The following is a 16,780-nucleotide window of genomic DNA, read 5'->3' on the forward strand; positions in this document are numbered from 1 at the left end:
ATAATTTATATTTCCATAATTATTGGAAGAATCATTGGATTACGTTTTGTCTTTTCATATAAATATGTTTTCAATTCATCCTTTATATTTGATTTAATTGTAGCCCAATCCTTTATTTGATTCATTACACAATTATCTAATACCTTCTTAACAATCTTCTTTGACTCTTCTATTAGATCCTCTGACTCTCTAACATATACAAATCCTCTTGAGATTATATCTGGTCCCGCTATTACTTTACCAGTTTCTTTTTCAATTGTAACAACAACAGTTAAAATACCATCCTGTGAAAGATGTTTTCTATCTCTTAAAACTATATTACCTACGTCACCAACTCCAAGGCCATCTACTAAAACCTGTCCTGCAGTAACATTTCCATTTATTTTAGCACCATTGTGTGTTATTTCTAATACCTGACCTATATCTGCTATAAATATATTATCTTCATCCATACCAAGTTTTTGTGCTAAAAGTGAATGCTGTTTTAAATGTCTATATTCACCATGAACTGGCATAAAATATTTAGGTTTAACAAGAGTATGTATCAATTTAAGTTCCTCTTGGCAAGCGTGTCCTGATACGTGGATATCCGCTAATGACTCATATACCACATTTGCACCCTTCTTAAATAGCTGATTTATAACTCTTGATATAAACTTTTCATTACCTGGAATAGGTGTTGCAGAAATTATTACTAAATCTCCTCTTTGTATTTCAACCTTTTTATGCTCTGATACGGACATTCTTGCTAATGCAGACATTGGTTCGCCTTGACTGCCTGTTGTTATTATAACAATTTTATGATCTGGGTATTTATTTATATCATCAATACTTATGAATAAATCCTCTGGAATTCTTAAATACCCAAGATTTGAAGCAACCTCAACAATATTTTCTATACTTCTTCCTGAAATAGCAACCTTTCTTTTATACTTCATTGCTGCATCAATTATTTGCTGTATTCTGTGAATATTTGATGCAAAGGTTGCGACAATAATTCTTCCTCTTGTTTCATTAAATATCTTTTGAAATGTTTCTCCAACTGTTCTTTCTGACATTGTATAACCTGGTCTTTCTACGTTTGTACTATCTGCAAGAAGTAAAATTACTCCCTGTCTACCTAATTCTGCTAATCTTGCAAAATCCATAACTACACCATCAATTGGAGTGTAATCTACTTTAAAGTCACCAGTATGTAATATTGTTCCTAATGGCGTATGTATAGCAAGAGAACAAGAATCTGCAATACTATGGCTGTTCTTAATAAATTCCACGCTTAAATCATTAAAGGTAATAACATCATTATGTTTTACAACCTTTAATGTGCAATCACTTAAAAGCCCGTGCTCCTTAAGTTTTGTTTCAACAATACCAAGAGTCAAACGAGTCCCATAAACCGGTACATTTAACTGTTTTAAAACATATGGTAACGCTCCGATGTGATCTTCATGTCCGTGGGTTAAAACTATCCCCTTTACCTTATTTTTATTTTTTAATAGATAGGATATGTCTGGAATAACTATGTCTATACCAAACATCTCCTCCTCTGGGAACATCATACCGCAGTCAATAACAATAATTTCATTTTTGTATTCTACAACGGTCATATTCTTGCCGATTTCATTTACTCCACCAAGTGGAATTACCTTCACTTTTTCTTTTCTTGTCAAATACTTTCCCTCCTTTTTATTTTTAGCCGAACATTACCAATACTGCTATTATACTGTATATTAACTTAATTAATCAACTCAAATATGTTATTCTTTTTTTATTTTTTACAATTTATAAAAAAGAATACTTTCCTATAATACAAAAATTCTCTAATATAAGCTTAATTAACTATCAAATTTATTTTTAGATATAAAAAAATAAAATATATATAATATTAAAATAATTATTAAATATAAAAAAGGCAGCATTTACTGCCTTAAGTTCTTTCTACATTCGCTACAATATCCATAGAACTTTACGCTGTGGTCATTTATCTTAAAATTATATTTTTCTTCTATTTTTTCTTCTAAAACTTCAAGAAGGTCGTCTTCAACCTCTTCCACTTTCCCACAGCCTCTACATACAAGGTGATGATGTTGGTGATCCTCTTCATCGTGAACAAGTTCATATCTATTACACCCATCATCAAAATTCATCTTACATACTACACCCATCTTTTCTAACAAATTAAGAGTTCTATATACTGTAGCAAGACCTATATCAGGGCAGTTTTGCTTAACTATATCGTATATTTCCTCAGGCGATAAATGCTTACCTTCATTATCTATAATAACATCAAGTACGGCTCTTCTTTGTGGTGTCAATTTATATCCTTGACTTTTTAAAGTATGCTTTAGCTTTTCTGCATCCTCTTTAAACATAAATAGCACCTCAGCTTCTAATATATGTTAATTTGAGTGTACACTGTATTTTAACTATTGTCAAGTGATAAGCAATTGAAAAAGCCCCATAAAGGATTCCAAAAGGCATATTTGTTACGCTATTGAAAATGCCTCAAAAATCCTTTATAAGGCTAATACATAACTTGATAACAGTTTTAGAAATTAATTACTTCTTCTTTAACTGGCACTTTAAGCAATTGCCTGAACACTTTAAGCAGGAATTCAATTCTGTTCTACATCTTGGACATATAGTCGAATTTTTTACCAACATTCCACATGTTGGACATTTAATCTCCATATAATCATCTCCTTATACAATTAAAAAAGCAAGAACTCCACCAACTAAAAATGCAAGAACGAAACTACCTAACCATATTAAAGCTGCTTCCTTTTTAGAACGCTCTTTAAAAATAACAATAATTGATGCAATGCAGGGAACAAATAATGTAATAGTAACTAAGGCAACTACAGTCTGCTCTGATGTTAAACTTAACTCAGTAAGACCTGCAGCCCCAAAATCTCTTCTTATTATCCCCATAATAAAAGCATTTGCAGCTTCTTTAGGAAGTCTTAAAAGGCTTTCTGTTATAGGTTTAAACACATCCTGTATTTTATATATTATTTTTGTTTCTTCAAGCAGCGTTATTATAAGAGCACCTAATGCAAATAAGGGTGTTGCTTCTTTTAAAAACATTATGGTTTTTGTCCAAGTCTTTTTTAATACATTAGAAATCTTAGGCAATCTCATAGGAGGAAGGTCTATAAATAGCTCTGATGATTCGCCAGGCAAAGTTTTATTTAGTATTGTACCTGTTAAAGCAAATACTATTAATATTGTAAATGCATAAATAAGTATATACTTCGTTCCAAGTGGTGCTATCATCCCAGCAATAACACCAAGCTGTGCTGAACAAGGTATTGTAAATCCTAACAGAATAGTAGCTATTATTTTTTCCCTTTTCGTTCCTAAAAGTCTTGTTGTTATTGTTGCCATAGTTATACAACCAAACCCTAAAATAATCGGTATAATTGCTCTTCCATTTAATCCAAAGAAGGATAATACTCTATCTACTAAAGCTGCTATTCTTGGTAGATATCCTGAATCCTCCATAAGAGACATAAAGAAATAAAAGGCAATCACAAGTGGTGTTAACAATCCAATCACATAAGTTGGTGTTAAAGTTAAAATTCCAAATTCACCAGCTAAAAGTCTATACATAAAACTATTTTCACTAAATAATTTTAAAACAATATTCCTAATAAAAGGTTCATAATGACCTACCATTATTGTCTCTTCTGTAATTCCTACTATGTCTCCTGCGACCCATACACCTATAACTTTGAACACCAAATAAAGAACTAACACAAGTATCGGTATTCCAGTTATAGGGTTCAAAGTCATTGAGCTTATCTTTTGTCTTAGTCTATTTCCTTTACCTTCTTTGATTATTACAGATTCAACTATTTTATCTACTCTTTCTCTTCTTAACCTATATATCTCTTCTCTTTTACCTGATGTTTTAATATTTAATCTCTCTGAAATCGCATCATCATCTTCAAGAAGCATCAAAGCTTCACTTTGGTGCTCTACCTTATTTTTATATTCCTCAAGATATTCTTTAATTTTATTATCAATGTTTCCAACTTTAGCATTTTTAATATTGTTTTTAACTTCCTCTAACCCTCTTCCCTTAACAGCAACTGTCGGAATTACAGGCACTCCTAAAAGTTCACTTAATTTATCTATATCAATTTTAATTCCATTTCTTTCAACATCGTCCATCATATTTAGTGCAACAATTACAGGTTTGCCCATTTCAATTATCTGTAGAGTTAGAAATAAATCCCTCTCAAGATGGAGAGCATCAACAACATTAAGTATGACATCTCCATAAAGAATTACATCTCTTGCAACTCTTTCTTCGTCATTAAAGGATGATACTCCATATACACCTGGAGTATCTATTACAACGTAGTTTTCAAACTTTCCGTGTGAAACATCAACTGTTGTACCTGGAAAATTAGAAACATCTACATACATACCCGTTAAAGCATTAAAAAAAACTGACTTTCCTACATTAGGGTTACCTGCTAAGACAAGCTTTTTAAATCCCTTAGGAATGTCAATTTTTATTCCTGAGCAACAATCCATCAAGCTCCCTCCTTAATCACATCTATTTCAATTTTTTTAGCTAAAGTTCTTCCTACAGCTATCTCCTGCATCCTATTACTTAATATTACTGGCCCAAATGGTATTTTTAAAGAGCAGTCAACCTTTGCACCTTCATATATTCCAAGTCTTATTGCTTGAACTTTAATTTTTTCATCATTTATTTTTTTTATATAAATCTTTTGTCCCCTCTTAGCCATATCAAGGGTCATAATAACATCCCCCTTTTAGTATTGAAATTCATTTTCAATTATATTATATGATTATTGATAATGATTGTCAATATCTAATTTAACAGGAATTTCATTTAAAATGCCAATTTCATCAAGAGTTATATAGCATCTAAAACATTTAATATCAACACCATTCTCTTTTGCCTTCAAAAGAGTTTTATAAAATTTATCATCCATTTCTTTATAAGGAGTAAAATATTTTGCGTAATCCATAAATGCAATAAAAATTACTTTACTCTCATAGCCAAGCTTTTTTAAATTAATCAATTCTTCTACGTGCCTACTCCCCCTATCAGTTGGTGCGTCTGGGAACCTTGCAATCCCATCTAATTCATATGTAACACATTTAACTTCTATAAATGTATGTTTTTCACCTTTTATGTAAAAATCAAATTTACTATTCCCATAAGTTACTTCCCTTTTTAATTCACCATCTCCAAAATATACATCTCCTTTTATTATTGCCTCCTCTAATACCCTATTGGCTAAGCTTGAATTGATACAGATTAATTTGCCTTTTTTATTTACAAACATTAAGGAATATCTGGTTTTTCTCTTCATATTATTGCTATCTAATAAATATACCTTTGTTTCAGGAATCAAAAGTTCCTTTAATCTCCCGGTATTAGGTACGTGTACAAGTTCCTCCTTGCCATCGACTTCAACTATAGCTTCAAATCTATTTAATCTTTTTATAAATATTGCTTCTTTTTTATTTCCTGCTATCTTGTATCCCATAGTATACCTCCCTTTAGCATAAAAAAAGGATATACCCGAAGGTACATCCTCTTTATTCTTCATCAAATTCAAAATCTTCGTTGCTATCTAACCATTCTTGGTATGCTTCAGCAACCTTTTCAAACTCATCATCATCTTCTATAACTGAAAGTACTTCTTGGCCCTCTTCATCAACTTCAACCTTAAATACTACAGCATCCTCTTCTTCTGAATCAACTGGATAAAGTACATAGTAAACATTTCCATCAACTTCTAAGTCAGTTATAAATTCAAAAGATGTTTCTTGACCATTTTCATCTGTTAAAACGATTACATTATCCATATTTTCCATAAAATTCACCTCTTTCTTGTTTATAATTAGATTGTAAGTTTTATTTTAAAAATTGTCAACTAAATTATTTCTTTATTTTGTCAAGGTACCCTTGTAAAATATATGTTGCTGCAATAGTATCTATTACTTTTTTTCTTTTTGACCAGTGCATATCAGCCTCTATTAACATTCTCTCTGCAGCAACCGTTGTAAGCCTCTCATCCTCTAATATTATTTCCAAATTACAGACTTCCTTTAATTTATCACAAAAATTTAATACTTTTTCGCTTTGTGGCCCTAATGTACCATTCATATTTTTAGGAAGGCCTACAACTATCTTTTCTACATTATATTCTTTTATTATATTTAATATCTCTTGCAAATCTTTTTTAATTCCTATTCTTTTTATTGTTTTTACACCCTGTGCAGTCCACCCTAATGGATCGCTGACAGCAACTCCTATAGTTTTATCACCTACATCTAAACCTAATATTCTCATTGTATCCTCCTACACAATTTTTATACAAAAATCTCTACAATATTGTGAACAATAGCCACAGAGAAGGCATTTTTCTAAATTAACTCTTGCACTATTTTCAGTTATAAAAAGTGCATTATTAGGACAGGCTTCTGCACATTTACCACAGCCTGAACACCAATCCTCGATTAAAAGTCTTTTCTTTTTATTCTTAAGTTTATTTCTTAAATTCTCATCTATTTCATTACCATTAAATTTAGCTATGTTAGCGTCTACCTCTTCTATACTTTGCATACCTAACGCTATAGAATGAACATAGGGTATTTTTAAAACAAATTCTAAACATTCATCATATGAATTAAGTAGATTTCCTCCACCTAAGGGCTTCATTGCAAAAATACCCTTTCCATTAACATATGCAAATTTAATAGCCTTAAGCATATCATCAATAGTCCCATCAATTATACCTAATCCCTTTATATTTACAATAGGATGTACAACTTCAATTTCTGGTATTGTGGCAGCTGCTTCTACAACCTCTACAGCATGAGTTGAAACCCCTACTGCTTCAATCAATCCCATTTTCTTTGCATCAACTAAATACCTTAATGCATCCCAATGACCCTTTAATGTTAATCTGCTTTCCTGCTCATGAAGCATAAAGATACCTATTTTTTTAACACCTAAACATTCTAAGGCCTCTTGTACACTTTCCTTCATTCCTTCATAGGTATAATCATAGGATTTAGAGGATATAATTATATTTTTATTTTTAGTTATTTCTAAGGCTCTTTTAATATATGGGTAAGTTTTATAAAGTTTAGCAGTATCTATAAAATTTACTCCTTTATCAAAGGCGTGTGCAATAATTTTAGCACCATATTCTATAGGTAAGTTTGCCTGAAGCGGGCCAACTGTTAAGCTGCCAAAACACAATTTTGATACCTTTAAATTAGTTTTACCTAAATAATAGTATTCCACATAAATCACCCTTTTAAAATTAAGTTGCATTGGGATAATCCCAATGCAACATTTTACTTGTTTTCAAGATATACTTTAAAAAGCTCCTCTAATATTTCATCACGTTCAACTCTTCTAATTATTGTTCTTGCACTTTTATGACTGGTTATATACGTTGGGTCACCTGATAATATATATCCAACTAATTGATTTATTGGATTATATCCCTTTTCCTTAAGAGCTTGATATACTTCATCTAATACCTCTCTAACCTTCTGATTAGGCTCAAACTCAAAATTAAACTTCATTGTTTCATGGTGCTCTGCCATAATAACACCTTCCTTTGTTTATTCTTTATACATAATATACCATTATTTTATCATAGTTTCAACAATATCAAATACTTTATTTAATGCTTCATCTATCTTTGAGGCATCACGACCACCAGCTTGTGCTATGTCTGGTCTTCCACCTCCGCCGCCTCCTGCTATTTTTGCAACTTCTCTTATTATGTTTCCTGCGTGTGCTCCCATTTGTACTGCATCCTTACTTGCCATAGAAACAAATACAACTTTTCCTTCTTTGCTGCTTCCAAGAACTATTACACAAGTTCCCAATTTTTCCTTAAGTCTATCTCCCAATGTTCTTAAACCATCCGCATCTAAGTCTACCTTAGCTGTAGCAACCTTTACCCCCTTTATATCCCTTGCAGAATTTACAATTTCATCAGCAACACTGTTGGCCATCTTACTCTTTAAAGCTTCAATTTCCCTTTCTTTTTCCTTAAGTTCATTAATTAAGCCTTCAGCCTTTCTAACTACTTCTTTAGTTGTAGTCTTTAGAACCCTTGAAACTTCATATAATGTTGCTTCAACTGAATTAATAAAGTCAATAGCTCCTCTACCTGTCACAGCCTCAATTCTTCTAATACCTGCTGCAACTCCACCTTCAGAGATTATTTTAAACATACCTACTGTTGATGTATTTGAAACGTGAGTACCCCCACAAAGTTCCATACTAAAGTTACCCACTCTTACAACTCTAACCTTACTTCCATATTTTTCACCGAATAGTGCAGTAGCCCCCATCTTTTTAGCTTCATCCAGTGAAGTTTCAATAGTTTCAACACTTAAAGCCTCTAATATTTTTTCGTTTACTAATGCCTCTACCTTCTTTATTTCTTCACTTGACATTGCCTCAAAATGGGTAAAGTCAAATCTCAATCTATCACCTGCAACTAATGAACCTGATTGTTCTACGTGGCTACCTAAAACTTCTCTTAATGCTTTATGTAATATATGTGTTGCAGTATGATTTCTTGCTATATCCATTCTTCTTTGTACATCAACCTTTGTTATAACTTCAGCATCTCTTTTTACATCTCCTTTAACAACCTTACAGATGTGTATTATTTTATTGTTATGTGTCTTTTTACAATCTAAAACATTAATTTCAAAATCCTTTCCTACTATAACACCCGTATCGCCTACTTGACCACCCATTTCTGGATAGAAGGTTGTCTTATCTAAAATTAATGTTACCTCCTCATTATCCTTTGCAGCTTCAACAAATTGTCCATCTCTAATTATATAAAGTATTTTTCCATTTGATTCTAAACTTGAATAACCCACAAACTCTGTATTTAAATCAGCTGGTAATGTGGCATATATATCTAAATCTGTTCCCATATAATTAGTTTCTTCTCTTGCTGAACGTGCTCTTTCCTTTTGAGCTTTCATTTCCTTTTCAAAGCCTTCTAAGTCAACAGTCATATTTTGTTCTTCTAAAATTTCTATTGTAAGTTCTATTGGGAACCCATATGTATCATATAACTTAAATGCACTTTCTCCATCTAAGACATTTTTATTATTCACTTTTAATGCTTCAATAAATCCATTTAAAATGCTTAATCCTTGATCTATTGTTTCATCAAATCTCTCTTCTTCAAGTTTTATAACCTTCTTTATAAACTCTCTTTTTTCTTCTAATTCAGGATAAGCAGCCTTTGAGTTTTCAATCACCACATCACATATATCATATAAAAAAGCATTATCTATTCCAAGAAGTTTACCGTGTCTTGCAGCTCTTCTTAAAAGCCTTCTCAATACGTATCCACGTCCCTCATTTGAAGGAAGTATGCCATCGCTCACCATAAATGTAACACTTCTAATATGATCAGTAATAACTCTTATAGAAACATCTTTTTTATCATCTGAATTATATTTGTAATTAGCAACTTGACATACCTTGTCTAAAATTGCCTTTATAGTGTCTACCTCAAAAATTGAATCTACTCCCTGCATAATAGTTGCAATTCTCTCTAATCCCATTCCAGTATCTATATTTGGATTTTCAAGTCTTGAATATGTACCATCTTCTTCTTTATTGAATTGTGTAAATACAAGGTTCCAGAATTCAATAAATCTATCACAATCACATCCTACCCTACAATCTGGTCTGCCACAGCCTTTATCCTCTCCTCTATCAAAATATAGCTCTGAACAAGGTCCACAAGGTCCTTGACCTATCTCCCAGAAATTATCCTCTTTACCCATTCTATAAATTCTATCTGCAGGTACACCAACCTTCTTTGTCCATATTTCAAAGGCTTCATCATCATTTTCATATATTGTGACATATAGTCTATCCTTTGGAAGTTTTAAAACCTCTGTTGCAAACTCCCAAGCCCAAGCAGTTGCTTCTTCTTTAAAATAGTCACCAAATGAGAAATTCCCTAACATTTCAAAGAAGGTACCATGTCTTGCTGTTTTACCTACTCTTTCTATGTCACCAGTCCTAATACATTTTTGACAAGTTGTAACTCTCCTACTTGGGGGAACTTCTTGCCCTGTAAAATATGGTTTAAGTGGTGCCATACCTGCATTTATTAATAATAAACTTTTATCATTTTGTGGAATAAGAGAAAAACTTGGTAATCTTAAATGTGCTTTGCTTTCGAAAAAAGATAAATATTTTTCTCTAATTTCATTCAAACCCATATAATTCATACTTATAACCTCCTTAGTGTCTATATCCTATAATTTTATACAAAACTAAATAAAAAAATCCTTCATCCCTAAAATTTAGGGACGAAAGATTACTTCCGCGGTACCACCCTATTTACCAAAATGGTCACTTAAAGCCTTAACGACAGCCAACGGTAATGCCTACTTAAATTTCAGCACACAGCTTAGGGACTGCTTCCATACCTATCTGTAAAGGTTTTCACCAGCCACCTTCTCTCTGAAACAGCATTAGTATGTACTCCTTCCCTTCATTGCCTTTTAAAATATTTTTTTCAATAAATAATTATAAGTTACTTTTATAATTCCTGCAATAGGTACTGCTAATAAAAGTCCGATTCCTCCAAAAAATTTTCCACCAATTAGTAAAATAATAATTATATAAACAGGGTGAATACCTAAACTATCTCCTAAAATTTTTGGTGCTATAATACTGCTCTCGACCTCTTGAATTATAAAGAAAAAAATTGTAACTATAATTGCCTTATTTATAGACTCAGTTAGCGCAATAACAAGTGCAGGGATAAAGCCTAAAACAGGTCCAAAATAAGGTATTATATTTGTAAATCCATTTATTATAGCAATAAAAAGAGGAAATCTAATTTTAAGCATAACAAGTCCAATAAAGGTAAAAACTGATATAATAATTGATAGAATTAACTGACCCTTTACATATTTTCCTATAATTTCATCTATATCCTTAGCCAATTCAAATAATGCTAATCTGAATTTAGCTGGAACTATGTTTACTACTTGTTTTTTAAAATAGTCTGTATCTATCAAAAAATAATAGGTAAATATTGGTGTTAATAAAAATAATGGAACCTTTTTTGAAACAACAATTGTATTTACAAATATTTTGTCTAAGTACAATGTAATATTATTTTTGATTTTATTGAGTAAAATTTCTATATTTCCCTTAAGATATGCTGGAATTCTATTTAAAAATATAAAATACCTTTTAAGCGTATCCTCTATAATGTCAATGCTTGATGCAATAATAAATATTTCTTTAATTATACTTGGTACAATTACAAGGAAAACAAATATTATTAGAATTATAATAAAGATTAGTGATACTAATGCCGCTAATTTAGAAGAAAAACCTCTTTTTTCAAGATGTCTTTTTATTGGATAAAGTATGTATGCAAATATTATTGAAACAATTATAGGTTTAAGCAAGTCTTTAATTAAATACAAACTTAAAACAAACAATATAAAAAATATAAAATAAACTATAAATGTTTTTTTATTAATCATAAATAAACACTACCTTAGTATTTTATTAATTGATGCTTTATTTAAGATTCTTATGTCATCATTTACAATTATAAATTTAGATTTAAACTTAGTGTCCTTATCAACCAAAATTATATTTCTACCATTTATCAAATCATTTAGTATACCATTTGTTACACAAAGTGCCTTTATTTCTCCAGTATATTCATCAAATATTATATCCTTTAAACTGCCTAAGTAACTTGTATTTTTTGAAAAAACACTATTACCTAATCTCTCAGCTAAACTCAACTTTCTAAGCAACTTATATTTAATCTTATTTAAATTTTTATCAAGATTAGAAATGATTATAACATCAGATACTATATTAATTTGTTTTGGGGTCACAAAATAATACCTATTCAATATTCCCCTTCTTTTGGTAATTATATAACCTATGACATTTAATTTTCTACAATCAAATAAAACATCAATTATTTTTCCTAAATCCTCTCCTGAATAAGTAACCACCTTTTTATTTAAAATATCTGTAAGCCTTTTCATACTATCACCCCTTTTTTAGATATTTTTTGCAAAACATCTAAAAAAATACCCCTCAAAAATAAAAATAAGTAAACAAAAGGTGACAAGCACCTTTGTTTACTTATTTTATTATTCCTCCGCCTACAACTATATCTCCATCATAAAATACAACCGATTGTCCCTTTGTTATAGCCCTTTGTGGAGTTTCAAACTTTACTAAAACACCATTTCCATATGGTTTTATTGTCGCCTCGGCTTCCTTAGCTGAATATCTAATCTTTGCTGTAACCTTCATTTCTCCCTGAAGCTTTTCAAAAGGAATAAAGTTTACATCTTCAGCATACAGAGTGTCCTTGAATATATCCTTTTCATCTCCAACCACAACTAAATTCTTCTCTGGTATTATATCAATTACATATACTGGTTTTCCTAATGATAATCCAAGACCTTTCCTTTGACCGATTGTATAATGTACTATCCCTTTATGTTTTCCTAACCTATTTCCCTCAACATCAACAAAATAACCTGCTTTAATATCCTGTGGTCTTCTTTCTTTAATAAACCTTGCATAATCATTATCAGGAATAAAACATATCTCTTCGCTGTCCTTTTTATTCGCAACAGATAGTCCAATTTCTCTTGCTATCTCTCTTACTTTATCTTTAGTAAATCCACCAAGTGGCATAAGAGTATGTTCAAGTTGATATTGCGTCATATTATAAAGTACATAGGTTTGGTCTTTTTTATCGTCTTTAGATCTTTTTAATAAAAACCTGCCTGTTTTTTCATCCTTTTCAATAATTGCATAATGTCCAGTTGCTATATATTTTGCACCAAGTAATTCTGCTCTTTTTAAAAACTCATCAAATTTAATAAACTTATTGCAGGCTATACAAGGATTAGGTGTCTTACCTGCTATGTATTCATCTATGAAATAATTAATAACTTTAGATTCAAATACTTCTTTGAAATTCAAAACATAGTATGGAATATCAAGTTTAGCTGCAACTCTTGTAGCATCATTAACAGCAGAAAGAGAACAGCATCCTCCTTCTCTCTCTTCAAATTCTAAATTTCTTGGTATAACCTCCATAGTTATACCAATTACATCATATCCCTGTTCCTTAAGTAAATATGCAGCGACGGAGCTATCTACTCCGCCGCTCATCCCTATTACAACCTTTTCCTTCATACATTCACCTACTTATTATTCGTGATGATGGTCGTCATCGTCACTAAATCTATCTTCCCAAGGTTCTAATCCTTGTTTAATTCTATAATCGTTAATCGCCTTATGAATAGCTTGTTCTGCTAAAACTGAACAGTGCATTTTAGCTGGTGGAAGTCCATCTAAAGCTTCTGCAACTGCAACATTTGTAAGTTCCCAAGCTTCTTCTAAAGTTTTTCCCTTTATTAATTCTGTTGCCATTGAACTTGAAGCAATAGCTGAACCACATCCAAAGGTTTTAAACTTTACATCTACTATTCTATTATCTTCAACCTTAAGATAAATCTTCATTATATCTCCACATTTTGCATTTCCAACTTCACCTATACCATCAGCGTTTTCTATTTCTCCAACATTTCTTGGATTCATAAAATGGTCCATTACTTTATCACTATACATTTTTATTTTCCCCCTTCTTTAATAAATGATTCGTATAATGGTGACATATCTCTTAATCTTTGTACTATTTGTAGTAAAACTTCTAAGACATAATCAACATCTTCTTCTTTATTTAAATCTCCAAGACTTAGTCTTAAAGAACCGTGTGCAATTTCGTGTGGAAGCCCTATGGCCATAAGTACGTGTGAAGGATCAAGAGAACCTGAAGAACAAGCACTGCCTGTTGAAGCACAAATTCCATAATGATCTAATAATAGAAGCAGTGATTCTCCTTCTATAAACTGAAAACTTACATTTATGTTGCCTGGTAATCTTTTCTCTGGATGACCATTTAACTTAGTATATGGTATCTTATCCATAATTCCTTTAAGAAGTCTGTCCCTCATAGATTTTATTTTTCTATTGTGTTCTTCTATATTTGATGTTGCAAGCTCAATTGCTCTTGCTAATCCAACTATTCCTGGAAGATTTTCTGTTCCTGCTCTTCTCTTTCTTTCTTGTCCTCCACCATGTATTAAATTATCAATTTTTACACCTTTTCTTATATATAGAGCTCCAACACCCTTTGGTCCATAGAATTTATGTCCTGCAAGAGACAACATATCTATATTCATTTCTTTTACATCAATTTCTACGTTTCCCACAGCTTGAACAGCATCTGTGTGGAAATATATTCCTCTTTCCCTTGCAATTTTACCTATTTCAGCTATAGGTTGAATAGTACCTATTTCATTATTTGCAAACATTATTGTTATTAAAATTGTTTTATCAGTTATTGCATTCTTTAAATCTTCAAGATTTATTAAACCATATTCATCAACATCAAGGTATGTTACATCAAAACCTTGTTTTTCAAGATATTCACAAGTATGCAATACCGCGTGATGCTCTATTTTAGTTGTTATAATATGATTACCTTTATTCCTATTTGCAAAGGCTACTCCCTTTATAGCCCAGTTATCAGCCTCAGAACCACCACCTGTAAAATATATCTCATCTGGTAGTGCATTTAATGCCTTAGCAACCTTCTCTCTTGCTTCTTCTATTGCTGCCTTTGATCTTCTACCAAAGTTATATATTGATGAAGCATTGCCAAATTGTTCAGTAAAGTAAGGCATCATCGCCTCTAAAACTTCTGGTTTAGTATATGTTGTGGCTGCATGATCCATATAAACAAACCTTTTTTCCATAGTTATTCTCCCCTTTTAATACTTGTTATAATATTCATCGATTTATAGTCATTCACCATATCTTCTAATGTTATTGAATGAGTCACTTGATTTACACTATCCCTTATTTTTATCCACAAAAGTCTTGTTGCACAATACTCAATTCTTGAACAATTATCTTCATCATCTATGCATTCAGATATTTCAATTGGTCCTTCTAATACATCTAAAATGTCCCCAACTGTTATTTCAGAAGGTGGTCTACTTAGTACATATCCGCCCTGTGCACCTCTTATGCTTTTAACAAGACCTGCCTTCCTTAAGGAACCAAACAATTGCTCAAGATAATATTCGGATATATTTTGTTTTTCAGAGATAGTTTTTATTGATAGAGGCTCACTACCATAGTTTAAAGCAAGCTCAAACATTGCCTTAACACCATATCGCCCTCGTGTTGATAATTTCAAATCGATCACCTCAAATTTAATTCCGAGTAAATTAATATGATTTACATTTTCAGCTTATCATAGCAGACTATTTTTGTCAACTTTGAATTTAAAAATATTAACTTTAACATTTACTATTATTTCTATATTATACCTAAATTATTCATATACTTCCTTTAATTTATTTAATCTTTCTTTTATCTTAGACTCATAACCAATATTTTTTGGTATGTAATACTTCTTTCCAATATGCGATGCAGGTAAATAATCCTGTTTAACATATCCATTATAGTCGTGTGGATATTTATAACCTATTCCTCTACTTAATTTATTTGCTCCTTTATAATGTGCATCCCTTAAATAAGGTGGCACCCCAGAATCATTATTTTTCCTAACATCCTCAAGTGCACTATCTATTGCCAAATAGCAAGCATTACTTTTTGGTGCACACGCAACGTATGCAGCCGCTTGTGCAAGTATAATTCTTGCCTCAGGAAAACCAATTATACTTACAGCTGTTGCTGCATTAGTTGCAACAACCAGTGCCATAGGATCAGCATTACCAACATCTTCACTTGCACAAATCATAATTCTTCTTGCAATAAACATTGGGTCTTCTCCAGATTCAATAAGTTTTGCAAGATAATATATTGCTGCATCAGGATCTGTACCTCTCATACTTTTTATAAAGGCTGAAATCAAATCATAATGATAATCACCATTTTTATCATATAAAATTACTCTTTTTTGAATACATTCATAGGCATCCTCTAAAGTTACCTTGATTTTACCCTCAACTCTTTCAGATGTTTTTACTGCCATCTCTAACGCATTTAATGCACGTCTTACATCCCCACCAGCATTAAATGCAATATATTTAAGTGCTTCTTCATCAATTACAACATTATATTCCTTCAGCCCCTTTGGACTCTCTAAAGCTTTTTTTAAAACATCTAATATTTCATCCTGCGTTAATTCCTTTAATTCAAATATCATCGACCTTGACAAGAGTGCCTTGTTTACTTCAAAATATGGATTTTCTGTAGTTGCCCCTATTAAAACAACTATACCCCTCTCAACATAAGGCAACAAGGCATCCTGCTGTAATTTGTTAAACCTATGTATCTCATCAATAAAAAGAATTGTTCTTTTAGAATTTATTTTTAAATTATTTTGAGCCTCTTCTATAATTTTTTTAATATCGGATACACCTGAAGAAACCGCATTTAATTGTCTAAACTCTGATTTGGTTGTATTTGCTATAATCATAGCAAGAGTTGTTTTACCTGTACCAGGAGGACCATATAATATTATAGAGGATAAATTATCAGTCATTATTGCTCTATATAGCATTTTATTTTTTTCAAGTATATGCTTTTGACCAATAAACTCATCTAAAGTTTCCGGCCTCATTCTTTCTGCAAGTGGCCTATTGTCTTTGCTTTTATTAAGTAATTCGAACATATCCATAT

Annotated in this window: 18 protein-coding genes and 1 other annotated feature; all 18 genes read right to left on the reverse strand. The window is 31.4% G+C overall.

Features of this window, described 5'->3' with window-relative positions:
- Nucleotides 1-5: 5 nt before the first annotated feature.
- The 18 genes from JG776_RS00610 to JG776_RS00695 all read right to left on the reverse strand — a co-directional run bounded on the left by JG776_RS00610 (nt 6) and on the right by JG776_RS00695 (nt 16,778).
- Nucleotides 6-1,670, reverse strand: coding sequence for a ribonuclease J (locus JG776_RS00610; protein WP_291963920.1), 1,665 nt, complete (start codon nt 1,668-1,670; stop codon nt 6-8).
- Between the two features lie 249 nt (nt 1,671-1,919).
- Nucleotides 1,920-2,372, reverse strand: coding sequence for a Fur family transcriptional regulator (locus tag JG776_RS00615; protein ID WP_291963921.1), 453 nt, complete (start codon nt 2,370-2,372; stop codon nt 1,920-1,922).
- A 187-nt stretch (nt 2,373-2,559) separates the two neighbouring features.
- Nucleotides 2,560-2,691 carry a hypothetical protein gene (locus JG776_RS00620; protein ID WP_291963922.1) on the reverse strand — a complete coding sequence of 44 codons (132 nt, stop codon included), beginning with the start codon at nt 2,689-2,691 and terminating at the stop codon, nt 2,560-2,562.
- A gap of 12 nt (nt 2,692-2,703) precedes the next feature.
- Nucleotides 2,704-4,545, reverse strand: a complete 1,842-nt coding sequence (feoB, locus tag JG776_RS00625) for a ferrous iron transport protein B (RefSeq protein WP_291963923.1) — start codon at nt 4,543-4,545, stop codon at nt 2,704-2,706.
- Nucleotides 4,545-4,775 carry a FeoA family protein gene (locus JG776_RS00630; RefSeq protein ID WP_073248065.1) on the reverse strand — a complete coding sequence of 77 codons (231 nt, stop codon included), beginning with the start codon at nt 4,773-4,775 and terminating at the stop codon, nt 4,545-4,547. Before JG776_RS00630 ends, feoB begins: the two co-directional genes overlap by 1 nt.
- A gap of 51 nt (nt 4,776-4,826) precedes the next feature.
- Nucleotides 4,827-5,534, reverse strand: coding sequence for a DNA/RNA nuclease SfsA (sfsA, locus tag JG776_RS00635; RefSeq protein ID WP_291963924.1), 708 nt, complete (start codon nt 5,532-5,534; stop codon nt 4,827-4,829).
- A 52-nt stretch (nt 5,535-5,586) separates the two neighbouring features.
- Nucleotides 5,587-5,865 (reverse strand): DUF1292 domain-containing protein, encoded by a 279-nt coding sequence (locus JG776_RS00640; protein ID WP_291963925.1) that lies wholly within the window; start codon nt 5,863-5,865, stop codon nt 5,587-5,589.
- A 64-nt stretch (nt 5,866-5,929) separates the two neighbouring features.
- The gene (gene ruvX, locus JG776_RS00645) at nt 5,930-6,343 is read right to left on the reverse strand and encodes a Holliday junction resolvase RuvX (protein ID WP_027308315.1); all 414 of its coding nucleotides are present in this window, start codon (nt 6,341-6,343) and stop codon (nt 5,930-5,932) included.
- Between the two features lie 9 nt (nt 6,344-6,352).
- Complete coding sequence (locus JG776_RS00650) at nt 6,353-7,303, reverse strand: aldo/keto reductase (RefSeq protein ID WP_291963926.1); 951 nt, start codon at nt 7,301-7,303, stop codon at nt 6,353-6,355.
- Between the two features lie 53 nt (nt 7,304-7,356).
- Nucleotides 7,357-7,611, reverse strand: a complete 255-nt coding sequence (locus JG776_RS00655; RefSeq protein ID WP_027308317.1) for an IreB family regulatory phosphoprotein — start codon at nt 7,609-7,611, stop codon at nt 7,357-7,359.
- A 42-nt stretch (nt 7,612-7,653) separates the two neighbouring features.
- On the reverse strand, nt 7,654-10,290 hold the full coding sequence (gene alaS, locus JG776_RS00660) for an alanine--tRNA ligase (protein ID WP_291963927.1): 2,637 nt from the start codon (nt 10,288-10,290) through the stop codon (nt 7,654-7,656).
- Nucleotides 10,291-10,364: 74 nt separating this feature from the next.
- Nucleotides 10,365-10,569, reverse strand: a binding site (T-box leader).
- Nucleotides 10,567-11,565, reverse strand: a complete 999-nt coding sequence (locus JG776_RS00665) for an AI-2E family transporter (protein WP_291963928.1) — start codon at nt 11,563-11,565, stop codon at nt 10,567-10,569. Its footprint overlaps the feature before it by 3 nt.
- A gap of 9 nt (nt 11,566-11,574) precedes the next feature.
- Nucleotides 11,575-12,087, reverse strand: coding sequence for a PRC-barrel domain-containing protein (locus tag JG776_RS00670; protein ID WP_291963929.1), 513 nt, complete (start codon nt 12,085-12,087; stop codon nt 11,575-11,577).
- Between the two features lie 100 nt (nt 12,088-12,187).
- Entirely contained in the window at nt 12,188-13,258 is a 1,071-nt protein-coding gene (gene mnmA, locus JG776_RS00675; RefSeq protein WP_291963930.1) for a tRNA 2-thiouridine(34) synthase MnmA, read from the reverse strand.
- Between the two features lie 15 nt (nt 13,259-13,273).
- Complete coding sequence (gene nifU, locus JG776_RS00680; protein ID WP_027307988.1) at nt 13,274-13,693, reverse strand: Fe-S cluster assembly scaffold protein NifU; 420 nt, start codon at nt 13,691-13,693, stop codon at nt 13,274-13,276.
- A 2-nt stretch (nt 13,694-13,695) separates the two neighbouring features.
- Entirely contained in the window at nt 13,696-14,883 is a 1,188-nt protein-coding gene (nifS, locus tag JG776_RS00685) for a cysteine desulfurase NifS (protein ID WP_291963931.1), read from the reverse strand.
- A 2-nt stretch (nt 14,884-14,885) separates the two neighbouring features.
- Nucleotides 14,886-15,329: an Rrf2 family transcriptional regulator gene (locus JG776_RS00690; RefSeq protein WP_073248060.1), complete on the reverse strand. Its 444-nt coding sequence runs from the start codon at nt 15,327-15,329 to the stop codon at nt 14,886-14,888.
- A gap of 138 nt (nt 15,330-15,467) precedes the next feature.
- Nucleotides 15,468-16,778 carry a replication-associated recombination protein A gene (locus tag JG776_RS00695; RefSeq protein ID WP_291963932.1) on the reverse strand — a complete coding sequence of 437 codons (1,311 nt, stop codon included), beginning with the start codon at nt 16,776-16,778 and terminating at the stop codon, nt 15,468-15,470.
- Nucleotides 16,779-16,780 lie beyond the last annotated feature (2 nt).

Source organism: Caloramator sp. (genome assembly GCF_020054765.1).
GTDB classification, from domain to species: domain Bacteria; phylum Bacillota; class Clostridia; order Clostridiales; family Caloramatoraceae; genus Thermobrachium; species Thermobrachium proteoclasticum.

Coding starts and splice junctions, on each gene's coding strand:
- JG776_RS00615 (WP_291963921.1), bottom strand. CDS start 2,372: ATGTTTAAAGAGGATGCAGAAAAGCTAAAGCATACTTTAAAAAGTCAA.
- JG776_RS00620 (WP_291963922.1), bottom strand. CDS start 2,691: ATGGAGATTAAATGTCCAACATGTGGAATGTTGGTAAAAAATTCGACT.
- feoB (WP_291963923.1), bottom strand. CDS start 4,545: ATGGATTGTTGCTCAGGAATAAAAATTGACATTCCTAAGGGATTTAAA.
- JG776_RS00630 (WP_073248065.1), bottom strand. CDS start 4,775: ATGACCCTTGATATGGCTAAGAGGGGACAAAAGATTTATATAAAAAAA.
- sfsA (WP_291963924.1), bottom strand. CDS start 5,534: ATGGGATACAAGATAGCAGGAAATAAAAAAGAAGCAATATTTATAAAA.
- JG776_RS00640 (WP_291963925.1), bottom strand. CDS start 5,865: ATGGAAAATATGGATAATGTAATCGTTTTAACAGATGAAAATGGTCAA.
- ruvX (WP_027308315.1), bottom strand. CDS start 6,343: ATGAGAATATTAGGTTTAGATGTAGGTGATAAAACTATAGGAGTTGCT.
- JG776_RS00655 (WP_027308317.1), bottom strand. CDS start 7,611: ATGGCAGAGCACCATGAAACAATGAAGTTTAATTTTGAGTTTGAGCCT.
- alaS (WP_291963927.1), bottom strand. CDS start 10,290: ATGAATTATATGGGTTTGAATGAAATTAGAGAAAAATATTTATCTTTT.
- JG776_RS00665 (WP_291963928.1), bottom strand. CDS start 11,565: ATGATTAATAAAAAAACATTTATAGTTTATTTTATATTTTTTATATTG.
- JG776_RS00670 (WP_291963929.1), bottom strand. CDS start 12,087: ATGAAAAGGCTTACAGATATTTTAAATAAAAAGGTGGTTACTTATTCA.
- mnmA (WP_291963930.1), bottom strand. CDS start 13,258: ATGAAGGAAAAGGTTGTAATAGGGATGAGCGGCGGAGTAGATAGCTCC.
- nifU (WP_027307988.1), bottom strand. CDS start 13,693: ATGTATAGTGATAAAGTAATGGACCATTTTATGAATCCAAGAAATGTT.
- nifS (WP_291963931.1), bottom strand. CDS start 14,883: ATGGAAAAAAGGTTTGTTTATATGGATCATGCAGCCACAACATATACT.
- JG776_RS00695 (WP_291963932.1), bottom strand. CDS start 16,778: ATGGATATGTTCGAATTACTTAATAAAAGCAAAGACAATAGGCCACTT.